The organism is Collinsella aerofaciens, from assembly GCF_015554145.1.
Classification (GTDB): Bacteria; Actinomycetota; Coriobacteriia; order Coriobacteriales; family Coriobacteriaceae; genus Collinsella; species Collinsella aerofaciens_AA.
In genome coordinates, this window is the sequence record NZ_JADNHZ010000001.1 from 154520 (window position 1) to 178925 (window position 24406).

19 protein-coding genes are annotated in these 24406 nt (G+C 57.9%); 8 read left to right on the forward strand and 11 right to left on the reverse strand.

Translation table 11 applies throughout. From position 1 onward, the window contains the following. Positions 1-225 precede the first annotated feature (225 nt). Positions 226-870: a GNAT family N-acetyltransferase gene (locus I2E13_RS00710; protein WP_195403897.1), complete on the forward strand. Its 645-nt coding sequence runs from the start codon at positions 226-228 to the stop codon at positions 868-870. An 81-nt stretch (positions 871-951) separates the two neighbouring features. On the opposite strand, the gene I2E13_RS00715 is transcribed toward I2E13_RS00710, so the two are convergent. Then, positions 952-2502, reverse strand: coding sequence for an RNA-binding domain-containing protein (locus I2E13_RS00715; RefSeq protein ID WP_195403898.1), 1551 nt, complete (start codon positions 2500-2502; stop codon positions 952-954). A 189-nt stretch (positions 2503-2691) separates the two neighbouring features. Then, entirely contained in the window at positions 2692-3813 is a 1122-nt protein-coding gene (gene aguA, locus I2E13_RS00720; protein ID WP_195403899.1) for an agmatine deiminase, read from the reverse strand. A gap of 178 nt (positions 3814-3991) precedes the next feature. Between aguA and I2E13_RS11180 the strand changes: the two genes are divergently transcribed. Both I2E13_RS11180 and I2E13_RS00730 read left to right on the forward strand, forming a co-directional pair. Further along, the gene (locus I2E13_RS11180; RefSeq protein ID WP_271817553.1) at positions 3992-4795 is read left to right on the forward strand and encodes a helix-turn-helix transcriptional regulator; all 804 of its coding nucleotides are present in this window, start codon (positions 3992-3994) and stop codon (positions 4793-4795) included. A 400-nt stretch (positions 4796-5195) separates the two neighbouring features. After that, positions 5196-5387 (forward strand): hypothetical protein, encoded by a 192-nt coding sequence (locus I2E13_RS00730; protein ID WP_117629864.1) that lies wholly within the window; start codon positions 5196-5198, stop codon positions 5385-5387. 35 nt (positions 5388-5422) lie between these two features. On the opposite strand, the gene I2E13_RS00735 is transcribed toward I2E13_RS00730, so the two are convergent. The 4 genes from I2E13_RS00735 to ptcA all read right to left on the reverse strand — a co-directional run bounded on the left by I2E13_RS00735 (position 5423) and on the right by ptcA (position 11597). Continuing rightward, positions 5423-6832: an APC family permease gene (locus I2E13_RS00735; protein WP_117774345.1), complete on the reverse strand. Its 1410-nt coding sequence runs from the start codon at positions 6830-6832 to the stop codon at positions 5423-5425. Positions 6833-7378: 546 nt separating this feature from the next. Next, complete coding sequence (locus tag I2E13_RS00740; RefSeq protein WP_117635777.1) at positions 7379-8584, reverse strand: agmatine deiminase family protein; 1206 nt, start codon at positions 8582-8584, stop codon at positions 7379-7381. 367 nt (positions 8585-8951) lie between these two features. Continuing rightward, a complete protein-coding gene (locus tag I2E13_RS00745) occupies positions 8952-10391 on the reverse strand; it encodes an APC family permease (RefSeq protein WP_117774343.1) in 1440 nt (479 codons plus the stop codon). Positions 10392-10523: 132 nt separating this feature from the next. Further along, positions 10524-11597, reverse strand: coding sequence for a putrescine carbamoyltransferase (gene ptcA, locus I2E13_RS00750; protein ID WP_117736104.1), 1074 nt, complete (start codon positions 11595-11597; stop codon positions 10524-10526). 329 nt (positions 11598-11926) lie between these two features. Between ptcA and I2E13_RS00755 the strand changes: the two genes are divergently transcribed. Further along, complete coding sequence (locus tag I2E13_RS00755; RefSeq protein WP_158558644.1) at positions 11927-12892, forward strand: response regulator transcription factor; 966 nt, start codon at positions 11927-11929, stop codon at positions 12890-12892. A gap of 329 nt (positions 12893-13221) precedes the next feature. Here I2E13_RS00755 and I2E13_RS00760 read toward each other — a convergent pair whose 3' ends face one another. Next, complete coding sequence (locus I2E13_RS00760) at positions 13222-15426, reverse strand: ABC transporter permease (protein WP_195403900.1); 2205 nt, start codon at positions 15424-15426, stop codon at positions 13222-13224. Beyond that, complete coding sequence (locus I2E13_RS00765) at positions 15416-16201, reverse strand: ABC transporter ATP-binding protein (RefSeq protein ID WP_271817554.1); 786 nt, start codon at positions 16199-16201, stop codon at positions 15416-15418. The genes I2E13_RS00760 and I2E13_RS00765 overlap by 11 nt, the downstream gene beginning before the upstream one ends. 148 nt (positions 16202-16349) lie before the next feature. On the opposite strand from I2E13_RS00765, the gene vsr reads away from it, so the two are divergent. From vsr to I2E13_RS00780, 3 genes are all read left to right on the forward strand, one after another. Next, the gene (vsr, locus tag I2E13_RS00770; protein ID WP_124786526.1) at positions 16350-17339 is read left to right on the forward strand and encodes a DNA mismatch endonuclease Vsr; all 990 of its coding nucleotides are present in this window, start codon (positions 16350-16352) and stop codon (positions 17337-17339) included. A gap of 497 nt (positions 17340-17836) precedes the next feature. Beyond that, positions 17837-18766, forward strand: a complete 930-nt coding sequence (locus tag I2E13_RS00775) for an AraC family transcriptional regulator (RefSeq protein ID WP_158556493.1) — start codon at positions 17837-17839, stop codon at positions 18764-18766. Positions 18767-18822: 56 nt separating this feature from the next. Continuing rightward, complete coding sequence (locus I2E13_RS00780) at positions 18823-19446, forward strand: HAD family hydrolase (protein WP_089572377.1); 624 nt, start codon at positions 18823-18825, stop codon at positions 19444-19446. A gap of 322 nt (positions 19447-19768) precedes the next feature. On the opposite strand, the gene I2E13_RS00785 is transcribed toward I2E13_RS00780, so the two are convergent. Further along, entirely contained in the window at positions 19769-20626 is an 858-nt protein-coding gene (locus I2E13_RS00785; protein WP_022095149.1) for a class II fructose-bisphosphate aldolase, read from the reverse strand. A gap of 334 nt (positions 20627-20960) precedes the next feature. Here I2E13_RS00785 and I2E13_RS00790 point away from each other — a divergent pair, with 334 nt between their 5' ends. Then, complete coding sequence (locus I2E13_RS00790) at positions 20961-21764, forward strand: DeoR/GlpR family DNA-binding transcription regulator (RefSeq protein WP_117772941.1); 804 nt, start codon at positions 20961-20963, stop codon at positions 21762-21764. A gap of 66 nt (positions 21765-21830) precedes the next feature. Here the strand turns inward: I2E13_RS00790 and I2E13_RS00795 are convergent, their stop codons facing one another. Beyond that, a complete protein-coding gene (locus I2E13_RS00795; protein ID WP_195403901.1) occupies positions 21831-22991 on the reverse strand; it encodes an FprA family A-type flavoprotein in 1161 nt (386 codons plus the stop codon). A gap of 129 nt (positions 22992-23120) precedes the next feature. After that, positions 23121-24107: a LacI family DNA-binding transcriptional regulator gene (locus I2E13_RS00800; RefSeq protein WP_195403916.1), complete on the reverse strand. Its 987-nt coding sequence runs from the start codon at positions 24105-24107 to the stop codon at positions 23121-23123. Between the last annotated feature and the right edge of the window lie 299 nt (positions 24108-24406).

Here is a 24406-nt window from a genome sequence, read left to right on the forward strand (position 1 = left end):
CGCTCGCTGGCACTACCAAGACATCGGCGTTGCCAAATCTGGCAGCTAGGTAGTCGTTGGGGACGCTCTTGTTTGACTGGTCGTTTAAGAACATCCCCAATGACTACCCAATTGCCACCTCTCCGTCCCCGAGGTATCGGGGCTCGTCTGCCGAATGATTGATGCGGGCGCCCTGCGGCCATGTCACACTCAGAAGTGGCCTGACCCAACTTGGAAGGAGCCCCCATGAGCCTTGACAACGTAACTCTGCGTGCCGCCACGCTCGATGACCTGGCCGGCATCGCCGCCATCTACAACCAGCTGTGGTGCAACACGCTGCGCAACCGAGGCGACGTCGAAGCCGCCGATTTCTGTGCGCGCTTTAACATCGCCATGCAGCTGCAGCGCTCCCCCATCGCGCTCGTTGCCGAAGCTGAAGGCCGCATCATCGCCGCTTGCTGCATCGGCATCTTCGAAGACGGCAAACCACGCACCAATCCCACGTGGGAGCCCTGCTACAACGAGATGTTCGCCCAGGCAACCGAGATGGCAAAGACCGCCGATGCCAAGCTCGAAGGCTCGCTCTTTGGCGATAGCCGCGAGAAGGCAACAGCCGACCGCTTTGCCGCCACGGGCAACGAATATGCCCAGGGCCAGATCAACCTGATCATCATCGTGCCCGAATGGCAGGGCAAGGGGCTCGGCCGTGCGCTCATCGACCTTGCGCGCGCCGAACTCGCCAAAGCCGGGTGCACCAAATTCTTCCTGATGAGCGACTGCAACTCCGATTGGCAGTTCTACGAGCACCTCAACATGAAGCGCATCCTGGAGGATCACAGCCAGGACACCGGCGACGGATTTATCGTCTATATGTACGGAGACACGCTCTAAGTACCCCTTCAATCAAGGCGAGCCGGGCACCCGGCCCTTGGCCTCTGCCCAGGAATAACCCAGGGGCCGGACCGCCCGTCCCTAAACCTGTCCGACAGCGCGATATCTCGTCGCCCGAGCGCGCCCCTCTTTAACGAGTGCGCCTTCCTCAAGCAAACCGTTGATAACCCGCAGCGTCACGTCGCGCCCAGTTCCCAGGGCGTCCGAAGCATCCTGGCGCGTAAAACCGCGGGGCCGCTCAAGGGCAAAGCGAATCAAGGTGCGAGCGTATCCACCACGTCGCTCGTCCGAGACATCCTGTAGCATCGCGGACGCCTTGCACGCAACATCAAAGCCAAGCTCCTCCACGAGCTTGGCACGCACCTCGTGGCCGCAGTCGCCATTCATCGACACGCGCCCCTCTCGCTGCGCTCGCACGGATGCAAACGCCTGCGAAACATCGGGCGGCAACGCCCCTTCCCGCTCGAGCTGCTCATAATCGCTGTAATCCCCACGCAAGTTGGGACCGCTATTGCCACGAGGCGTCAGATAGGAATTGCGCACGGCGTTGACGTTGGGCAGCGACAACCTAAACATTGCAGGGTAGGCGCAGACCTCGGGTTCCAACCCTTCCGCCTCATAGAGCGCACGAATCCCCTTGAGGCCCGTTCCAAACGCCTCAACCATCCCCAGACGCAAAAAGAGCAGTTGCAGCTTTGGATTCCGAGCGTCCGAGCCGCCCGCAAGCGCCTCCTCGACGCTGATGTGCTGCGGCCCTCCCGCATTGGTAAATTCAAGCGCCGTACGGCTCATCTTGATAAGAGACGCCACCGAAGATTCGTAGTCGCGATGGATAAACAAGTTCAGAATTCCCTCTCGAACAGCCTCGCGGGGATAGTCGTCCTTATCTATGCGATCGAGCCTTCCCGGCACAAAGTACATACGCGTTGCGTTCGATATATTGAGGAACCGTTCGATATCCTCTATCTGCCTGAAGATCGAGCCCTCGCCATCCTGACGGTCGATAAACTCGGTATACGCATCGTCGTTGAAGAGGCCAGCGCGGACTGCAAAGGGGTTTTGGTCAGAGACCAGCAGTGCCAAATTGGTGTAAAAGCCCAGCTCATCGATAAGGCCGAGATTCTTTTGAGAGGTTTGGTCAAACGTAATCTCCGCGCGCCTAAAGACCCGCTCGGCTTCAAAAAACGTCAAGCTCTGTTCATGAGAGCGCGCGGTCTCAAAATAATCGCCGTCGGTGCGCTTGATCATCGAGCGGATCTGGGCCATCTCGATGGGCACGTTGGCAGGACCTAGGCGCCGATATACCCCGGCGGGAACAAATCCCTTCGAGCACAGGCAGTACGGCTTGTGAGGACCCGCTTCCACCTCGATTTTCACCAACGCTACGCCATCGATGTCCAATGCGGAGACCGTCGTGATTTCAGAAACGTCGGGATACACGCCATCGGTTATTGCATTAGAGCATTGAAGCATGGTGGCATCGATATCGTCCACGCCGACGATGCTGCCAAAATCGTCGATTCCGATATACAAGGTACCGCCATTCGAATTGGCAAACGCCACCACGGCTTTGAGCAGCTTAGGGGTAAATGTGCACTTGAACTCCACGGTTTCACTTTCAACAAGCTGCATGCTACCCCCTATCATCGACTATCGACGATTCTAGACCAACTATCGACGATAAGCAAGGCCCCTGGTACCCTCGCTTAGACCCGAGTGCCCGCGTGCAACGCTGCCCGCCGCACGCAAAAGGGCCCGCCAGCGTGTGCGCCAGCGGGCCCCAGGTCATATCGACACTACCCCGTGTGCCTGCAACCGCCTCTACTTGCAGCGCGCCTTGGGCTGCTGTTGGGTGATGCAGTGGATGTTGCCGCCACCATAGATGACCTCGCGCGTCATGATGCCGATGACCTCGCGATCCGGATAGGCGGCTTGGATATCCTTGAGTGCCTGGGCATCGTTGGGGTCGCCAAACTGTGGCACCAGCACCGCCCCGTTGATGGGCAAGAAGTTGAGGTAGCTGGGCTCAAAGGCGTCCTCGGGAGTACGCGGCAGCACACCCTCGACCGGATCGATGGTCGATGCCTCCTCCTCGGTCATATATACCGAGGTCGCAGGCATAATCACCTTGTGGATCTTGAGCTTGCGGCCACGGGCATCCGTCGTCTCGGAAAGCGTCTTATACGCCTCTTGGCACTCCTTGTAGAACTTATGGTTGGGATCATCGGTCCACATGCAGCAGACCTCGCCGGGCGCACTAAAGCATGCGACGTCGTCCACATGACCGTTCGTTTCGTACGGATCGATACCGTCCTTGATCCAGATAACCTTCTCGATACCGAGATACTCAGAAAGCTTCTCCTCAATCTGCTCCTTGGTGTACTGCGGGTTGCGGTCCTCGTTGAGCAGACACATCTCGGTGGTCACGACGGTGCCTTGACCATCACAGTTGAACGAGCCGCCCTCGAGGATGTAATCCTCGGGACGATAGCGGTTAACCTGCTCGAGCTGTGCCACCTGCAGGCCAATAGAAGCGTCCTTGTCCCACGGGAAATACAGGCCGTCAATGAAACCGCCGTAAGCATTAAAGTGGAAGTGCGAAAGAGCAACCTCACCATTGTCATTAACAAGGAACGCCGGGCCGGGGTCGCGAATCCAGCTGTCGTTGTACTCCATGTGGATAACGCGCACGTTCTCAACGCCGTCGAAGATCTCACACACCGCGGGGAAGTCTTCGGTGTTGACGCCCACAGTGATGGGCTGAAAACGTGCAATGGTCTTGATGATCTCGGTGAAGACCTTTTGCGCCGGCTTGGCGCCGCAGCGCCACACGTCGGAGCGGTGCGGCCACAGAATCCAGGTGCGCTCCTGTTCCTCATACTCGCCGGGCATATAGAACCCGTCCTTCTTAGGTGTGGACTCACTCTCGTAGATGGTCTTCATTTCAAGCTCCTAAATCTCGGTGCTTTTGCTTGACGAGACCATGATGCGGCCGCACCGAGATGTTCTCAATGGTCCCTCGAGCCCCTTTCAGCGATCGACGGTATACCATTCGCTGACCTAAAGTTCTATTCAGGCCGAGAACATGACATACTGGGTTCCGCAATGGAAAGGACGCCCTATGCCCCCATGCAATAAACAGCAGACTATTGAGTTGGACAGTACGACCTGGACTGCTCTCAACGAGCTCGCGCTTGCAATCCACGCATCACACGGTGTCGATAAGCTGCAAAAGGAGACCCTCGAGGGAACGATAGGGCTCGTGCCCCATCGGATCGCCATGTTCGACCTGATCGAAGCGGCGAGCAGTGATGCGCCATGCTACGTCCACCCCGCAAGCAGCGGAATGGACGACCGCGCGCTGAGCGACTACTACAACCGCTACGCCGCGATGGACTATACAACATGGAGCTTTGACCTACATAAGGTCGGCGTCTACCGCGACCTCGACCTCGTCGACGTCAAGCGACGCGATGCCACGCCCATCTATCGCAAATGGATGGAACCGCAGGGCGTCTACTTTGGCTGTACGGCCACGCTCGCTCACAACAACCTACCACTTGGAAGCATCACCCTGTTTCGCGAACGCACGGCCGGAGACTTCACCGACACCGAGCTCGCAATCCTGCTCGAAGTCGCTCGGCACGCGAGCCTCGCGCTCGCCAACCTCTATCCTCGGGGCATTAAACTCACCCAGACAGAAGACACAAACCAGCTAAATGCTTTCATTACAGAACACAATATCCAACCGCGCGAAGCCGAAGTCATGCGGCTCATGCTCGACGGCAAAACGAACAAACAGATGGCAAACGAGCTATTCATAAGCGAGTCAACCGTCAAGAAGCATGTCAACGCCATCTATCGCAAGCTCGGCGTCAGCAACCGCCTGGGCCTCATGACTGCCACGCAAAACATCCCGCGATAAAAAAGGGCGCCCTCCATGCAGAGAACGCCCTTCGATTTCGCCATTTGAATTAGTGTCGGCTCTGGCTCAAAGAGTAGACAGGTTTATTTTGGCAGGTTTTATCTGGGCAAATGTCAGCCGCCGCGAGGGAGCTGCCTTCCCTCGTGGCGGTCTTCTAACAGAAAAAACCAAGTGAGTGGGCTTTTTTGCAGGAGGCCAAGCACGTCCCAAAATGCCGCAGCTCTGACCTGCGGTTTTATTGAGCATTTGTCGCGATATGCTCGGCATATCCAAATTAGTCTACTCACTTGCATCTGCCCATCCCCTTTGTGGTGGTTTGGAGCTCTCCTCGGCGGAATGCTAGACTGGCGGCGTATACATTCGCGCCAAAACACGGGTCGCATGCAAGAAAGGAGATGCCATGGCGCCTATCGCACCGCTCAAGATGCTCGTCGCTCCTGCCGCCAAGACCATCGCCCGCCTGAGCGACTCACTCACCTACGAAGATATCCCCTGCGTCGTCGAATCACGCGAGGACAGCTGCCCCTACCTGGGCCACGTCCCCTACTTTGCACCCAAGCTCGCATCTGATCCCGAGCAGCGTGAGCAGTAATCCAAGATGCAACTAGCACCGCACAACTCGCGGCGCTACTGTTTTGGCGCAAAGCGACCTGTCCCCCTTGCGCCAACGCCGGGATTGTCGATGCTGCGGCCGCGGCGCGATATGAGGCGCGAAACCTCGCCCAGCAACACGCCGATCACCACACCCATGAGGATCGGCAACTTTGACATCTCGGCGGGCGAGCTGTTAAGCGGCACGATTGTCGCAACAATCGAAAGCACGAGCTCTACCACCGGCACCGCAAGCGCTACCGCAAGCACCTTGCCCTCGAAGGGCGCGCGGAACACACGTGGGCGGTCGTCGTATTTACGCAGGCGCCAAAACGCCGGGAACATCGGGATATAGCTCATGAGCAGAAAGACGACGTTCATCGAGAAGAAGACCCAAAAGACGTCGGAACCTTCGCCCAGCGGAATCTGAAGTAGCAGCACCAAGCTGGCAAAACAACCGTTAATGAGTGCTGAGCCGTTGGGCATGCCGGTCTTCTTGGACACCAGCGCAAAGGGGCGCGGCATGTTGCCGTGGCGCGCGGCATAGCTCGCCACGTTGTTGACGCCAAAACTCCAGCAGATCATGTTGGCGAACAGCGTCACCAAAAAGGCCACGCCCACGACCATCGTCAGCGGGTGAGCGCGCCCCACCATGGCGGCAACCGCGTCCACAATGCCCGAATCGAGTGAAAGCTGCTCGGTGGGAACCGCGGCTCCAATACCGATGCCACAGATAATGTAGATCGCCGCGATGGCAACGCCACCGGCGATAACCGCCTTGGGGATATCGCGCGATGGATTCTTCATCGTGCTGGCAAAGGTCGCGACCACCTCAAAGCCCATAAAGTTGAATAGGATGATTGAAAGATACGTCAGTGAGTTAGTGTCTCCCAGATCGGGGACAAAGGTCTTAAACGACATATCGTTGGCAAAGCCGTTATTGCAGGCAAACCAGATGCCGACGATTCCCACCACGGCGGTAATGAGCACCTTGATGACGGCGCCGCCATCCATGACCCAATCGGCCTCGGCCACCGGCTGCATTGCCATGACCGTGACGCCCCACACAAAGGCAAGCTCGATGGCAATTCGGACCCCAAGCGAAAATTCGATGCCCCATACCGCATTGATGACACTGGGGAACATGCAAGCGATACTTGCCACCCACAGTGGAAAGTTGACCCAATAGCACCAGGAGCAGCGGGCGCCCCAACGGTCGCCCAAGCCCAGGCGAACCCAATCGTACAGACCGCCCTCGGAATCGAACGCCGTACCGAGCTCGGCCACCACCAGGCCATAGGGAAGCAAAAACGTAATGATGAGGAAGATCCACCAGAAGAACTGCACGTTACCCATGGCAGATGCCGGAGCGGCCGCCTCGATGGTAAAGACAACGCAGATAACCGAGAGGATGACCTCGAACAGGGAGAACTTTTTACCTGCCACGACACGCTCCCCCTACAGCAAAAAGGATGGCATCTGTACCGAAGGCGCAGCCCAAGGTAGGGTTGCAGGCCGCGTCACCGGTGCAGGTGCCATCCCAAAGAGAAGAGAGGATGCAATTGTTGGACCAACGCTCGCGGAACAGGCGCATGTAGATAACGATACGCTGGTACATAGATACTCCGATCAAAACGGTCGCGCTCGCAACCGGAAACTATCAGCAATTGAAGACGCGTCTGACCTGGGATATTCAAGCGAACAATTGGCCTAACCCGCAATAAATCCCAGATCAGACGCGTACTCAATCAAAGAGGCGGGCACTCCGAAGTGGAGGCAACGGAGTGCCCAAAGAAAAACCCAGCCGACCAAGACATCGAATAAACCGACCATCAATGCCCCGAGATGGTCACGGTGCGATTCATCGACTGTCCGATTGATCGGCTGGGTTTCCGAGGTGCGGCAGATTGCCCTGAAAGAGGAGGGCATAGACCTTAAGGGTCATGCCCGACGATTGAAGGGCAAGGTGCCGTGCCTCGGGAAGCCAGACAATTACGCGGACGGCTCCTGCTGCGTAATGCAGTGGATGTTGCCGCCGCCGAAGACGACCTGCTCGGACTGGACGCCGACGCACTTGTAGACGCCCTCGCCCCAGACCTCGTCATAGATCTTCTGGAGCGTGTCGACGGCCAGCTGGTCGTTCTCGTCGCCGTACTGCGGGACGATGACGCCGTGGTTGGTGACCAGGTAGTTCATGTAGGACGCGATCAGCGGCTCGTCGGGGACGCGCGGCTCGGCGTTCTCGTCGGCGTCGATGGTGTCGCAGGAGGCCTGGTCCATGAACAGCGGGTTCACGGGCATGCAGAGCTTGTAGACCTTCATCTTGCGGCCCTTGGCGTCAACGGCGTTGGAGAGGGTCTCGTAGGCAGCGTGGCACTGCTCGTAGAACGGATACTCGGGATCGTCGGTCCAGATGCAGGCCATGACGCCCGGAGCGATGAACGTGGCAACGTCGTCGATATGACCGTTGGTCTCCTCGGGGTCGATGCCCTCCTTGACCCAGATGACCTTCTCGACACCCAGGTAATCCTTGAGGTGCTCGTCCATGTAGGCGCGAAGCTCCTCGCTCCAAGGCTCAAACTTCTTGTGGAACTTGGGCCAGATGGACTCGGGATCCTCTTCCTCCTCCAGAACCGCAGAGCAGGTGCGGCCCGGGGAAAGCAGGCACTGGTCGGTCACGACAAGGGTGCCCTCGCCGTCGACGGTGATGGAGCCGCCCTCGAGGATCATGTCGTCGGGACGATAGCGACGGCAGCCGGAGAGCTCAGCCATCTTGAGGGCGATCTGCTCGTCCTTGTCCCACGGAAAGTACAGGCCGTCGACGAGGCCGCCGTAGGCGTTGAAGTGCCAGTGGTTGGCGCGCTTCTCGCCCTTGCCGTTGATGACGTAGGTGGCGGCGGTGTCGCGGAACCAGGCGTCGTCGGTGGTCATCTCGATAACGGTGACGTTCTCGTCGTTCTCGAAGACGGCCTTGCAGTTGGCATAGTCGACCTGGTTGGCGCACATATAGACCGGGGTGAACTCGGAGATGGCGCGGGCGATGGCGGCATACTGCTTCTGAGCCGGCTTGGCGCCGTGGGCCCAGGTGTCGGTGCGGTGGGGCCAGCCCATCCACACGCGATCCTGCGGGGCGAACTCGGCGGGCATAAAGAAGCCGTCGGCCTTGGGGGTGGACTCGGACTCGGTGATCGTACGCATAAGATTTCCTCCAAATCGAACGATCGTTTGCCGCGGGCGGATTACCCGCAGCCTAAAACCAAGAGATAGTGGGCGCCCGTCCCCCGGCAAAGGTCGGGGCGCCCGGTGCCGGTTTTCACGGAGCCGCACCGACGAGCGGCAACGTAACCAAGTGCGTGGAGACAAACGCACGAAGGATACGAGAGAGAGGTTGGGGCGGGCGGTGGTTACCGGAGCTATCGCTCGCACCCGCCCCAGGAAATAGTGAGCAAATTTGTCGCTTTGGGCACGCCCTCGAAGAGGCTAGAGTGCCTGGAGTCGGGAGCGACAAGCCCGACGAAGCGCACGTTGGTACGCGAGGAGGGTTGGAGCACCAGAACCGGGTGCTCTAGTTCTCCTCGGCCTCGGCGGCCTCCTCAGCGAGACGCTGAGCTGCCAGCTCGGGAGTGAGGCCCTTGTACTCGGTCTCGCGGCCCTTAGCGCTGACGACGCGGACAACCTCGCCGATGAGCAGAAGCACGATGAAGATAACGATCATCGGGAGCTTGTCGCCAATTTCAGCGGCAGAGAACGGCACCAGCGTTGCAACGATGGCCAGGATCAGCTCGATGCAAGGGATGGCCAGCATGACCTTCATCATGGCACCCTTAAACGGGAACGTGAAGATGCGCTCGCGGTCGGGGTCGTTCTTGCGAAGGTTGAGGAACGCCGGGAACATCGGGATGTAGGTCAGCAGCAGGAAGACGACGGAGGTGCCGAAGAGCATCCAGAAGACGCCGTTGGAGATGGCATCGATGGGAACGAGCTGCAGGCACAGCACCAGGGAGGCAACGACGGCGTTGACCAGGTTGGCACCGTTGGGCATGTCGTCATCAGAGATCATCGAGGCGAAGACCTTGGGCATGTTGCCGTGCTCGGCAGCGTAGCGAGCAACGGAGTTAACGCCGAAGGACCAAGCAGCCATGTTGGCGAACAGGGTGATCAGGAAGGCAATGCAGATGACCTTAAAGATCATGGAGTCGCCCACCATGGTCTGGACTGCATAAATCATGCCGTAGTCGGGGTCGATGGAATCGGCCGGCACAGCAGCGCCGATGCCAAAGCCAGCGAACAGGTAGATCACGGCGATGGACAGGCCACCGACGATGATAGCCTTGGGAATATCGCGAGCGGGATCGGCCATGTCATCGGTCATGGTGCAGATGACCTCGAAGCCCATGAAGTTAAAGATGATGATCGACAGGTAACCGAGAGCGTTGGTGTTGGTGAGCTCGGGCAGGAAGGTGGCAGCGGACATGTCGTTCGCAAAACCGTTCTCCATGGCATACCAAATGCCCAAAGCGCCAACGATAACGGCGACGGCGACCTTGATGATGGCGCCACCGTTAAGGACCCACTCGGAGTCGGCCGCCTTGGAGCGGCCCATGAGGTAGACGATCCACACAAAGGCAAGATCGATACCCATCTTGGCGATCAAGTTGAACTCAACGCCAAAGACCATGCCCAAAATGTCGGGGAACATGGTAGCCAGCGAGGCAATCCACAGCGGGTAGTTGACCCAGTAGTAATACGAGATGCGGGCGCCCCATTTGTCGCCCAGGCCATCGCGTACCCAGTCGTAAATGCCGCCCTCGCCGTCATAGGTGGTGCCGAGCTCGGCAACAACCATGCCATAAGGAAGCAGGAAGGTCAGGATCAGGAAGATCCACCAGAAGAACTGCTGGTTGCCAATGGCAGCAGCAGGAGCGGCGGCCTCGCAAACGAAGACGACGCAGATGATGGTCGAAATGACCGTCAAAAAGGAAAGCTTTTTCTTTCCGTCGCTCATGATGAGCTCCTTCGCTCAGTCTTGGACAGATCCGAGGCCCAAGGTACTAAGGCAATTGCCTGAGCCTCGGTGAGCGGGCGACAGGAGACGAGCATCCGCCGCCCGCAAACGTGCGTTTAGCAGGCTTAAGGCTTAGAGCTGCTCGAGAGCCTCGAGAGCGGCGTGAAGCTCGGCCTTGGCGGAGTACTCGACACCCTCGTCGTTGAGCGGGGTGCGCTTGCCCAGGGCAGCGAGGAGAGCACGGATGGAGTGCTTGCGGTTCTCGGCCTCGACCCAGCACAGGGAGCGCTCGGGATCGTCCATAACCTCGTCGACGACTTCCTCGTTGCGAGTGGCCGGCAGGCAGTGCATGAACTTGGAGTTGGGGCCGGCGAAGTTCATCATGTCCATGGTGACCTGATACTTGGGGTAGAACACGTCCATGTAGTTCTCGCCCGAGACCTCCTCGTCGTACAGGCCATACCACACGTCGGTGTAGATGAAGTCGGCGCCCTTGATGCACTCGATGTCGTCGGAGATGACGACGGAGCCGCCGGAGACCTTGCAGTTCTCCTCGGCGATGGCCATCATCTGCTTGCCGAACTCGGCGCGCTCCTCAACGGTGCCAACGTGCAGGCCGCCGTCGGGGATCTGGTGGCCCTTGGGTCCAAACTGGACAAACTTCATGCCGACCTTGGAGGCGATGAACATGAGGGAGACGCAGACCTGGGTGGCGTCGCCGATGAAGGCCAGGGTGCAGTCCTCGATCTTCTTGCCCTCGGGGAGGTTCTCGAGCATGGTCATGAGGTCGCCCATCTCCTGCGTGGGATGGTTGAACTCGGACATGCCATTGATGACGGGCACAGCGGAGCCCTCGGCGAGGCCGACGACGTCCTTGTGACGGTCAACGCGAGCCATCATGATGTCGAGCAGCGAGCCCATAACGCGAGCGGTGTCGCCCAGGGACTCGTGACCGCCGAGCTGGATGGTGCCAGGGCCATAGAACTGAGCATGGCCGCCGAGGTCGGTCATAGCGGTCTCGAAGGAAAGACGGGTGCGGGTGGAAACCTGCTGGAAGATCATGCCAAGGCTCTGGTTGCGGAGCAGGTGCGGATAATAACCGTCAACCTTGATGGCCTTCTTCATTGCCAGGCCAAGATCCTCGATAGCCAGGATCTGCTCTTTGGTGAAGTCGTTGGTGTCGATGAAATCCTTAGGCAGCGCCATGTCGATTCCTTTCCGCCGGTCGTGCCGACTATTGCTATGAGGCGCTCGAACATCACGCCTCGTGTTGACAAGACCATCATTCACCCGTATGCAATTTTTACCTAGTTTATTCGGGATTAAAGACCGTTCACGGAGTTACACCCCCTCTAAACCAATATAAACCCGCAGGTAGCCAGCTTGCAGGGGGTTTACTATCTAGAACCGCGAACGGTATACGGCTATGCTGTATCTCGGCGCCTAATCCGCAATGGAACGAAGGGTTGAGACGTCTATATCCCACAAGGTATACAGGGCTCGGCCATAGATGAAATGAGATGGGACGGTGGCAGATGAACACCCTGATGTTCTTCTATACCCTAGCGATACTCGTGATCTGTATTGTGACGGCAGTGCTTTCGCTTGCCGCCTATGCCTCGTCTCGTCGACGCTTCTTTATCTATGGCAGCGGCGTTTTTATTTGCTATGCCATCGAGATGACCGAGATCTTCTTTTTTGAATACACGTTGCAAAACCAGAGTTTTCCAGCCAGCGACTATTACTCAATTACCATGCCTGTGTTGCGGACCCTTGTGGCGACCGCTTCACAAGCTTTTATCTGGCTCATTGCCATGGACTTGCTCGACAAACATTCAAAAAAGCAGTTTGTTATTCCCGTCGCAACGTTCTTCCTGAGCGAGCTGCTGGTCATTGTCGCTGTCCCCTACGGCCCCATGCATCAATGGCTCTACTACACGATGCGTCAGGTATTCCTTGTATTTGTGGGACTGTATATCTTTTGGACGGCGCATAAAAGCACGCAGGTCGAGCTTAAGGCGCGCGTCAACAATCAACGAAAGCACCTCATTATCGGCGCCATTCTGGTCGGGTGCATCGTTGCCGAGGATTTCTACAACATCCTTGTTGTTCCCATGAGCCTGGCACCCTCTTGGCTGCAGCTGTACCTGTCCGAGCGCAACTTTAGCGAGAACATCTTTGCGTGCTACTTTGCGATTCTGCTGATCATCTATGCCTATCACGTGCTTTCGATTCGCATGCAGGAGGCGCCCGAGGAAAAGAACGTCAGCGATCTTGATCGACACATCGAAGAGCAGATGCCCTTCTATCGCAACGCCTACAAGCTCTCCAACCGCGAAACCGAAGTCATGCGTCTGGTTGTGTTGGGCAAATCGAACCAAGAGATCGCTGACGAGCTCTTCCTTGCCGTGGGCACCGTCAAGACCCATATCCACAACATCCTGGTCAAAACTGAGCAGCAAAACCGCACGACGCTCATCCTCCACTTTTGGAAACGATAACCTACCAAAAAGGGACAGGTTTATTTTGGCAGGTTTTATCTGGGCAAATGCCAAAACCGCCGCGAGGGAGCTACTTTCCCTCGCGGCGGTTTTCTAGCAGTAAAACCAAGTGAGTAGGCTTTTGGCGGGATGCCGAGCACGCCCCAAAACACCACCGCCCTGACCTGCGGTTTTATTGAGCGTTTGGCGCGGTGTGCTCGACAAGTCCAAAAAAGTCTACTCACTTGCATCTGAGAGGCATCCGATAGACAAAAAACCGCCGCGAAAAGGGTCCGGACCCCGTTCGCGGCGGCTGTTCGCGTTGGTTTTGCGACGGTTTTGCCCGCTTGTTACTCGCTGTAGCGGGTGGCGATGGCAGCTTGTACCATGCCGGCGCTCATGAGGTACGTCACCAGGAAGTAGCCACCATAGGCTGCCAGGAAGATCGCACAGGTGAGGCCCACGGTGCCGCCGATGCTCATATTTCCGAATATGCTCACCAGCTCGATGATCACCTTAAGTGCCAGAAAGGAGTGCGCTAGGCCCACTGCCAGCGGGAACAGGAAGAATACCGCTTGCTGCGCCATCACCGAATGGCGAATCTGGCGGTCGTCGCAGCCGATCTGTGCCAGCACACGATAGCTGCGGCTGCCATCGGCCACGTTGGAGAGTTGCTGGATCGACAGAATCGCCGCGCATGCAACGACCAATACAAAGCCGATGTAGATGGCTAGGCAGCTAATAAGACCGTTCATTTGCGCTGCTTGCGTGTACATCTCGGAGCGTGTGATGAAGGTTCCCCACGACCCCGGCTTCTTGCCGTCAACGAGCAGATCGTCGAGCAGAGTGTATTTAATGCTCTCGTCTGCCTCGGTCGTATCCATCCCCTGTTTGTAGTTAACGAGCAGGCTACTGGAATACGGCTGCAGATTAAGTTGGGACAACAGCTCGTCGGCAACGACGACGGTACCCGGATTACTGCCCATCGCCGAGTTGGCGATGGCCGCCGTATCTTCGTCCGACTTATCGGTTGCGGGCTTGAGCGTATGCCCGCCCAAGGTAAGGGCATGGCCACCAGCCATATACTTGGTGTACAGGTCGACCAGCTCGCCGCCCATATCACACGTGAGCAGATACTGGTCGTGACCGATGTGCACCGGCTCCTCACCCATCATCTGACGCAGTTTGTTGTACTGGCTCGCCGGCGTCACAAACAGACCCATCGTATCGGCATTGCTACCCCCGAACGCCTTGGGAAGCTTTTCGCCCATGATCTTGCACATCTCACTTGGGGTCACCGAAGGATTCGAGCTGCCAAACGGGTAACTCAGATACGAATCGATCTGCACATGCTCACCGGCAACATCGGCGATATCGACCTTCTTGCCGGTCTCGTCGTTGTTGTCCGCCGAACTGTCCCTGCCGTGCCATGCGGGGTACAAATCGACCGTTGTATCGGCCGGCACCATGCGATCGGCTTCATCAGACGGATTGACGTACTCTTTGTAGTAGTCGAGCGTATCGGGCGTGTAATAGACATACGTCTGTGACACGTCAACAGGGTTATAGCGCTCCAGGTTTTCGTTCATCACATTGGCAATCGACATACCGCACGTCACCGAGGTGATGGCCAAAAACAGGAGCATCGCGATGACGCCCATCGAAAAGCACACCGTGTTGACCTTGGCCGCAAGCTGGCGCACGGTAAACATGTTGAGGCCGCGCCAATACACGCCGCGCAGGCTCTGCAGCAGCTTGATGAGCATGCCCGAGAGTCCCCAGAACAGGGCAAAGGTGCCCACGGTAACCATAGCGGTCGTAATGCCAAACTGGTTCATGGCCTCTTGCAGCTTGCTGTCCGTCGCGGTTAGCGGGAACCCATCACGTAGCAGACGGTAATAGGCCACACCCACAAGCACCACGCCCACGGCAAAGATGGCAATCGCAATCCAGGGGTTGCGCGTCTTGATGCTCTCGTTGCGACGCTCGGCACCCATAAGCTCGATGAGTTTGGTACGACGCACGGCGCGAAGGTTCAGCAGTAGCGTAAGCACAAACATTACGAGCATGCAGGCAAGGGTCAGATTGAACGCATGCACCGAGAAAAAGAAGTGGAAATTGGCGATCTGTGTCTTAAAAAGCGAGGCCGTAAAGAACGTCATGAGCTGGGAGAGTCCCACACCCAGCACAATGCCGGCGACAAAGGCCACGACCGAGACAATCACCGTCTCGAGCGCCATGATCGTGGCGACGCGTCCGCGCCCCATGCCGAGCACCTGATACAGGCCAAACTCCTTCTTGCGGCGTTTCATGATGAAGTTATTGGCATACACCATCAAAAAGGCCATGACACCGGCCAAAAAGTACGTCAGGTCGCCGAGCATGCTGCCCATAACCTGCGCCAAGCCCTCTTCATCGATTCCGGCAATGTCGACCTGCATCGAGACGGTATTGAAGGCATAGAAGACCGTGACACCCAGGGTGAGCGTCAAAAGGTAGACGAGGTAGTCGCGGCCGGCGCGGCGGACGTTACCCCAAGCGAGTTTACAGAGCATCGGAGCCCTCACCGCCCATCATGGCAACGACCTCCATAATGCGGTCGAAGAACTCTCGGCGATCGGTGTCGCCGCGGCGCAGCTCGGTGAAGATCTTGCCGTCGCGAATAAACAGCACATGGCTCGTGTAGCTGGCGGCAAAGCTGTCGTGCGTGACCATGAGCACGGTGGCGCGTAGACGGCGGTTAAGAGCCTCCAGGCTCTCGAGCAGCAAACGGGCGCTCTTGGAATCGAGGGCGCCGGTGGGCTCGTCGGCCATAATCATAGTGGGGTCGGTGACGAGCGCGCGAGCCGCGGCAACGCGCTGCTGCTGACCGCCGGACATCTGGTAGGGATACTTGTCGAGCACCTGACTGATGGACAGACGCGCGGCCACGTCCTGCACGCGGGTCGAGATTTCGGCCGAATTCACACGGGCGATGGTGAGCGGCAGGGCTATGTTCTCGCGTGCCGTGAGCGTATCGAGCAGGTTGGAATCCTGGAAGATAAAGCCGAGCTCCTCGCGGCGAAACTGCGAAAGCTTGGCCTGCTTCATGCGCGTCACGTCCTGGCCGTTGATGCGGATCGTGCCACTTGTGGCGCTATCGATGGTCGAGACGCAGTTGAGCAACGTCGACTTGCCCGAGCCCGAGGCGCCCATGATGCCAACGAATTCGCCGCGGTTGACGGTAAAGCTGACGTCGTTGAGCGCGCGGGTCACGTTGCCCAGCGCTCCATATACCTTTTCGAGATGCGCGACCTCCAGTACCGGGGTCGCCATGTGCGTGGTTTGCATACCGAGTCCTTTCTTGCGATTAGTCTACGGCATCTATAGTCGCAAGAAGACGAGTCGGCTACCATCGATATGGCTTACGCTTGCCTTACCGTTGTGTAAGGTACGGGTAGCTAGCCTGTCACTTGTTGATGTTGAGAGAGGACTCCTGTTGAAAACTGTTCATGTTGCCGCTGGGATCATTCGCAAGGAAGGATCCGACGAGCTGCTTGCCGTGCAGCGCGGCTACGGCGACATGCAGGGACTTTGGGAATTCCCAGGCGGCAAGCTCATGCGCGGCGAGACGCCCGAAGACGCCGTGCGCCGCGAGCTCATGGAAGAGCTGCAGGTGAAGGTCACCAACCTGCGTGACTTCTACACCGTTGAGTACGACTACCCCGATTTCCATCTCTCCATGGAGTGCTACTACTGCTCGCTCGCCGATGAATCCGATGAGCCCCAGAAGCACGACCGCCAGCTCGATATCCGCTGGATTCCGCGCACCTCGCTTGCCACGGTGGAATGGATGCCCGCCGACAAAGGGCTTATCGATGCTCTGATTGAGTTGAAGGAAGACCGGCTTGAGGCCAATGGCGCTGCCAACGACGCCGAGGCCGCCACGACCGAACACCCCGCCGCCAAACCAAAGCGCGCACCTAAGCGCCGTAGCAAAAAACGCCCCAAGCCAGGTCTGCTCGACGGCATCGATACCTCGGACCTTTCCGCCGACGAGCGTGAACTGGTGCGCCGTCGCGCCGCCATCAAAAAGTCCATGAAGGGCAACAAGCGCGCCAACACCAAGCCCGAGCTGCTCGTTCGCCAGCGCCTGCGCGCCGCGGGCCTTACGGGCTATCGCTTGGAATGGAAGGTTCCCGGCAAGCCCGACATCGCCTTCCCCGGCCGCAAGATCGCCATCTTTGTCAATGGTTGCTTTTGGCATCGCTGCCCTAAGTGCAATCCGAGCCAGCCAAAGCGCAATGTTGAGTTTTGGGAGGCAAAGTTCCGTCGCAACGTCGAGCGCGACCGCGCTGCCGTGGCTGCACTCACTCAAATGGGCTGGACGCCCATAACCATCTGGGAATGCGAGCTCAAAAAAGACCGCATCGACGCCACGATGGAAAGGGTCATCGAGCAGGTGCGCGCCGCAGAGTCGCAGCGCTAACAGCGAGCATTCACACGCTCCGCACGTCCGCGCCACATCCACGTCACAAACCTTAGAAAGCCCTTAAGCTCAAAACCTTTCAAGAGTGTTACTCGATACCTCTGACCTGCAGTTTCATCGTAACACCAAACCAGGTTAAGCCTTTCTTTAGCGCTTCTTTGCGGCAGCCGCGTCATAATACAGCCAACGCACGGGACCTAGCAGCACACCCCGTGCGCAACCTTTTGGTGGACATCGAGGAGGCCGCATAAGCATGCATTCTTCCAATGACGCAGCACAGCAGCCATCCCTAACACATGCAAACCTTTTCTCCTTCCCCCCGACACAGAGAAACGGCCTCCTCGACTCCCCAACCTCACAGCAAAAGCGCTCAGCCGATCAGAGCCTCAACCTGCGAGCATCCTTCGAAAAGCTCCAAGCATCCCTAGACAAGGCGTTCCCCGAACAGGCAAGAGCAATCTAAGCCCATCGCGCTTTATACTGATGTCATGCGAAACATGGATCACATAGAATTGCACCGCGGAGGACGCGAGGAAGCGTTTCCCGAGACCGCCGAAGACTGGCCCTATATTGCCGAACGCGCAGAATTCGCTCGCTATCCGGGCAATTCCGTCCCCTGGCACTGGCATTCCGAAGTTGAGCTTTTCTACATGGAGCAGGGAGCGATTGACTATCGAACGCACGCGGCTCATGAGCACGTACGCTTTGAGGAAGGGTCCGCCGGCTTTATCAACGGCGGCGTTTTGCACAGCACGCTGCAATCACCCAATTCGGCGCCAGCCATTCAAATGCTGCATATCTTTCAGCCGTCGATGCTCGGCGATCCCGCGGGACGTCTCCAAAAGCGCTACATCAACCCATTGCTTCAATGTCGAGGCGTCGATGTGCTCAAATGGTCGCCCACCAATCCCGACGATATGCCCTTTATCGATTTGCTGAAGAGCTCCTTTAGCCACGACCTTCAACAGCCGCAGAACGAGATGGCGCTTCGAAATAGTTTGTCAGAGCTCTGGATTCAGATTAACGCCAAGACCGAACCGCTCTTTTCTTCCGACGGCGCCTCTTGGATGACCAGCCGCGACGTACAGTTCAAGGCAATCCTGGACTTTATCCGCGCAAACTATGCAGCCGCTATAGATGTGCCCCAGATGGCATCTGCAGCCGGCGTAAGCGAAAGAGAGTGTTACCGCATTATCGAAACTTGTGCAGGAACGACCCCGGCGGCATATCTACGCGCATACCGCATAAACCGTGCTTGCGAACTTTTGGCACACACCACGCGAACGGTACAGACAGTCGCGCGCCAATGCGGATTTATAACAGCAAGCCATCTTGGCCAGGTATTTAAAGAACAAATGGGGTGCACTCCTTCGAGCTATCGAGCAGCGAGGCAGAATCTCGATAGCACCAGACAGAAATCCCGCTAGCCCTTCTTCTGTCACTGCATCAAACTTGCAGGCAAACAACAGAGAGGAGCAATCATATGAAGCACTTTGACCATATCGTATTTGACGTTGATGGGACATTGGCAGATACAGAAGAAAGCGTTCTGTCATCGCTTGTCCAGATTGTCCAAGAAGAGACCAGCAAAACGCTTCCCCGACACGAGCTTGACTTTGCCCTCGGCATACCCGGCAAGGATGCCCTTGAGAAACTTGGGATCTACTCGCAGGCAACGTTGGATCGCTGGTGCCAAGTTGCCGCCAGCTTTAAAAGCACCATCAGCGTGTTTCCAGGTTTGCTTGAAGTCATCGCAACACTCGCCGATAGCGGCTGCAAACTTGGCATCGTCTCCTCACGTGCGCGCGACGAATACGCAAAAGAAATTGCACCCCTTGGTTTCGATAAGTATTTTGAGCACATCATCCTTGTCGAAGACACAACCGAACATAAACCCGCACCCGCACCCATGCTCGAATATCTCCGACGTGCGGGCGCGAATCCTGGCAACGTCGTCTACGTTGGCGACACCGTCTACGACGAACAATGCGCAACTTCAGCAGGGGTCAGTTTTGCCCGAGCAGCATGGGGATCACACCAAGATATCCCAAACGCCACCTACAACCTCAAAACCCCCAACGACCTACTAACCCTAACAACCAAATAACCCACGCGTCCCACCCTTTCAGCCCCAACACCACAAGGGCGATTGAGCAGGACGGTTTGGGCGGGTCCCCGTACTTAGTTTCCAAAATCATTCCGCAGCGCGAAGGCTTCTTATTATTTTCAGACCTAACGCCACAAGGGCGACGACCTCGAGTAGGTCAACCTGGGAGGGACGAGGGCTTAGTTCTCCAATCTTTCCGCAGGGGGCAAAAAGCCTCGCCGCACGAAGTGCGCAGCGAGGCTTTTTGCATGCCCGAGGACGATTGGGGAACTAAGCCCTCATCCCTCCCCGGGATCTATTTTGAGTCGGAGTACCCTTGCTGTTACTCTGCTTTGCCCACAGAGTTGAGGTTGGTCATACGGATCTTAACCAGTTCGGTGATCTCACGCATGCCCTCCTTGGCCGGCTTCTTGGGATCGAAGCAGGCGGGGTTCTCGGCCATGTAGGCCATGAAGCCCTTGGTGTAGGCCTGACGCAGCTCGGTGGCGTAGTTGACCTTGCAGATACCGTTCTTCACAGCCTCGGCAACCTGCTCATCGGGCACACCAGAGGTGCCGTGCAGAACCAGCGGTACGTCGACGGCGTCGCGGATGGCCTTGACCACGGACTGCTCGATGTGAGGATCGCTCGTATACACGCCGTGGCTGGTGCCAACGCCAATGGCCAGCGAGGTGCATCCAGTGCGCTCGACGAACTCCTTGGCCTCGGCCGGATCGGTGTAGGGGCTCTCGCCCTCAACCGCGGGACCGTCGTCCTCCTTGCCGCCAACCTTACCGAGCTCAGCCTCGACGGGCACGCCCATGGCGCGGCCAGCATCGGCGACGGACTTGGTCAGAGCGATGTTGTCCTCGAAAGACTCGTGCGAACCGTCGATCATAACGGAGGTGTAGCCCGTGCGGAAAGCCTGCATGCAGCGGTCATAGCCATCGCCGTGATCGAGGTGCAGGGCGACGGGCACGGAAGCGCGCTCGGCAGCGGCCTTGACCATGCCGTAGAAGTAATCCAGGCCAGCGGTCTTGATGGTGCCCGGGGTGGTCTGCATGATGACGGGGGACTTGGTCTCCTCGGCAGCAGCCAGAACGGCCATAACGAACTCGAGGTTCTCGACGTTGAACGCGCCAACGGCGTAGTGGCCGGCCTGGGCGTCCTTGAGCATCTTTTCGGTGGTAACAAGTGCCATGAGCGTTTGCTCCTCTCCATCGCCCGCATCTGGACATCGGGCGTACGTGTCCGCAAGGCGTTTTACCTTGCGTTTTGCTGCGTTCATTGTATGAAATTCAGCGGGTATGCATGTGCGAGATATTGTCATCGCGCGAGGTCCAACCTTCATTTTTGAAAAGCAAACGGAAGGGGTCGAACCCGAGCGTGCGTGTTCGAAATTGAGTTTTGAGCCTTGATCATCTTTCTTTTATAGAAAAAGTAAGTAATCGAAAGGTGTTTTCTTACTCAAAAAGAAAATGAACGAAAATAGACTCAACACAATTCCTACAAATTTAGCCGAGAATGGAGCAGATATGGCCCACGCAACAACCCGAGCTTTCGCCGACGAGCGTCGTTCCGCCATCATGGAGATGCTCGAACATAACGCCTCTGTGCAGGTGGCAGAAATCGCCCAGACCTTTGGCGTATCCTCCGTCACCGCCCGCGCCGACCTGGACGCGCTAGCCGAGTCCGGCAAGTTGCGCCGCACGCACGGCGGCGCCGTGTCGCTCCAGAAGCGACTGACCGTATCCACCCAGGATCGCCGTATCAACGTCAATGTCGCCGCCAAGCAGGCCATCGCGCAAAGCGCCATCGAACTCGTCAGCGACGGTGACACCCTGCTCGTCGACTCGGGCACCACCGCGCTCGAATTTGTCCGCCTGCTCGACCAGCGCGACGGCATCACCGTCATCACGGCCGACATCACCATCGCCGATTATATCGACGAGAGCATGCCCTCGGTCGATGTCGTCATGCTGGGCGGAGCACTGCGCAAAGGTCATCGTTATTTGTACGGTCCGCTCACCATGCAGGCGCTCCAAATAATCCATGCCGATCTGGCCGTCATGTGCCCCGGCGCTTTTGTCCCCCGTTGCGGCTTTACGACCGACTTTCCCCAGATGGCCGAGACCAAAACGGCCATGATCGCCGCAGCCCATCAAAGCGTCGCCCTCATGGACGCCAGCAAGGTTTACGGACGCGGCATGTACCGTTTTGCTGAGCTTGCCGACGTCGGCACCATCGTGATGGACCGTGACCCCGATCATGCCGTCGCCACCTCAATCGCCGAGATCGTCGACAACGCCCGCCCAAATCTCGTCATCGCCGGCGCTTAAACAAAAACCACCACAAAGGTGCCTGTCCCCTTTGTGGTGGTTTGAGCGTTAAAAGTGAGCGTATCGCTACTTGGAGAGCTCGTCAGCGAGGGCCTCGATCTGAGCGCGCGAGGCGTCGTTGAGCGAACCCAGGACAGTCACCTTGTTCTCCGTCAGGGTGATGTCCTTCATGCCCTCGAGCTCCTTGGTCATAACCTTAGCGGCGGCAGGTGCCCAAGAGCCGGCCTCAACGAGCGCCACGGTACGGTTCTGGTAGGCATGCTCGGCGAGCGTATGGATAAAGGTGCTCATAAACGGGAAGATCTCGCCCTGATAGGTGATGGAAGCGAGCACCAGACGGTCATAGCGGAACGCGTCCTCAACGGCCTCGGCCATGTCGTCGCGAGCCAGGTCAAAGACGGAGACCTTCTGGCCGCGAGCCTCGAGCGCTGCGGCGAGCTCCTCGACGGCGGCCTTCAGGTGGCCATAGACGCTCGCGTAGGCAATGGTGATGCCCTCGTCCTCGGGCTGATAGCTCGACCAGATGTTGTAGGTGTCGAGGTAGTAGCCCAGGTTCTCGGTCAGCACGGGGCCGTGGAGCGGGCAGATGATCTGGATGTCCAGGTCGGCGGCCTTCTTGAGCACGGCCTGCACGAACTTGCCGAACTTGCCGACGATGCCAAAGTAGTAGCGGCGCGCCTCGCAGGCCCACCCTTCCGGATCCTCGATGTCATTGGCACCAAACTTGCCAAAGCCGTCGGCACTAAAGAGCACCTTGTCGGTGGCCTCGTAAGAGAACAGCACCTCGGGCCAGTGAACGTTGGGGGCGCCGACAAACGTCAGGCTGTGGCCGCCCAGGTCGAGCACGTCGCCCTCTTTGACGACCATCTTGCGCTCGGGATAATCGGTGCCAAAGTAGTTGACCATCATGCGGAAGGCGCCCATGCTGGCCACAATCTGTGCCTGGGGATAGCGCTCCATAAAGGCGGCGAGGCCGGCGGAGTGATCGGGCTCCATGTGATGGATGACCAGGTAGTCGGGCGTGCGGCCGTCGAGCACGGCCTCGAGGTTGCCGAGCCACTCGTCGACAAAACCGCCATCGACCGAATCGGCGACAGCGATCTTCTCGCCCAAGATAACGTAGCTGTTGTATGCCATACCGTTCTCGGACACATCGTACTGGCCCTCGAACAGGTCAATGTCGTGATCGTCAACGCCAATGTAGCGGATATCCTTGGTGATCTCCATCAGGCAAAGCCTCCTAGATAGACAAATGAACCCGTCTATCATAGCACTCGCCCGCATCCCAACAGCTATCTGCCGGCATCCTTACCGATTGTTATTGAAATGCGATAAATCGCCGTTTACCAGCACAAACTATGAGCGCGGTATCGCCGTGCTATGTCGAATGATGAGCTGACCGGGAATGCGAATGGCGACGGGTCTGTCCGATGCCCCCGCCTCGGGAACCGCATGCTCAAACACCTCGCGTCCGCGCTGATGCAAATCGAATCGGACAGTCGTGAGCTCGTTATGTGCGACAAAGTCGTCGAGCGAGTCATCAACGCCCACCACGCTCACGTCCTCGGGCACGCACAAGCCGCTATCGCGCAGCGCGGCGATGGCGCCGTTTGCCATTTGGTCGTTTGCCGCATAAATCGCCGTCATGGTGCGGTCGTGCTCAGCCAGGTACCGAGCGGCCTCGTAGCCGCTGTTTGCAGACCAGTCGCCCTCGAGTGGCGCCTGCGGCTTAATGTGCTTACGCTCGAGCGCATCCTGCCAACCGGCGCGACGAAATTGCTCGTCGACCGAGAACGACGGGCCGCCGATAAAGCGAATCTGCTCGTGTCCCAGCTCAAACAGATGATCCATGAGCAGCAGCGAGCAGCCGTAATGATCTGAGTCGACCGTGGTCACCCGCGGGTGCGCATACATGGTGACGATGACCGTACCAATACCCGGCAACGGATCGAATGTCTCAAAATCGGGCGCCATACGGCTCATGCCGATAATGATGCCGTCCACGGGCAGCGCGGCCATGCGGCGGGTGGCTTCGGCAAGCGAAAACTCCTCGCTCTTGGACATCTCGACCAGCGTGATGGCGCAGCCGTGCTCGCGGGCCGCGCTGGCAATGCCGTCGATCATCGTCAGGTTGCCAAACTTGGTGACATCGTTGACGCACAGGCCGACCGAATGGTAACGACCATCGCGCAGCGAACGACCGGCATAACTCGGACGGAAGCCGAGCTCTTGCATAGCGGCTTGCACGCGCTGTCGCGTCTGCTCGTTGACGTTAGGAAGGCCGTTGGCAACGCGCGAGACCGTCTGCTGCGAAACACCGGCAGCACGGGCAACGTCGGCCATGGAAACCGGGCGTGTACCCGTATCGTTGGAAGGGCGCCTTGCCACAAAATCACCTTCGCTCTTGCGAGATCTGAATAGCGTGAGTGTTTGCTCGAGCGGAAACACACTCCGCACCGAGCCCGCTATTGTCGGACGCATGTTAACGTACTCTACTTTTTCTATCTGCATCTCTTCTGCTTTATAAGTCCATACGGCAATACCGTTCACGGCCGAAAATCTACCGATTACCAGATTCTCAAAAAGTAACAAGCGATGTGTTATGAGTACGTTAACATAGCCCGTAACGTGCGGTATCGTGA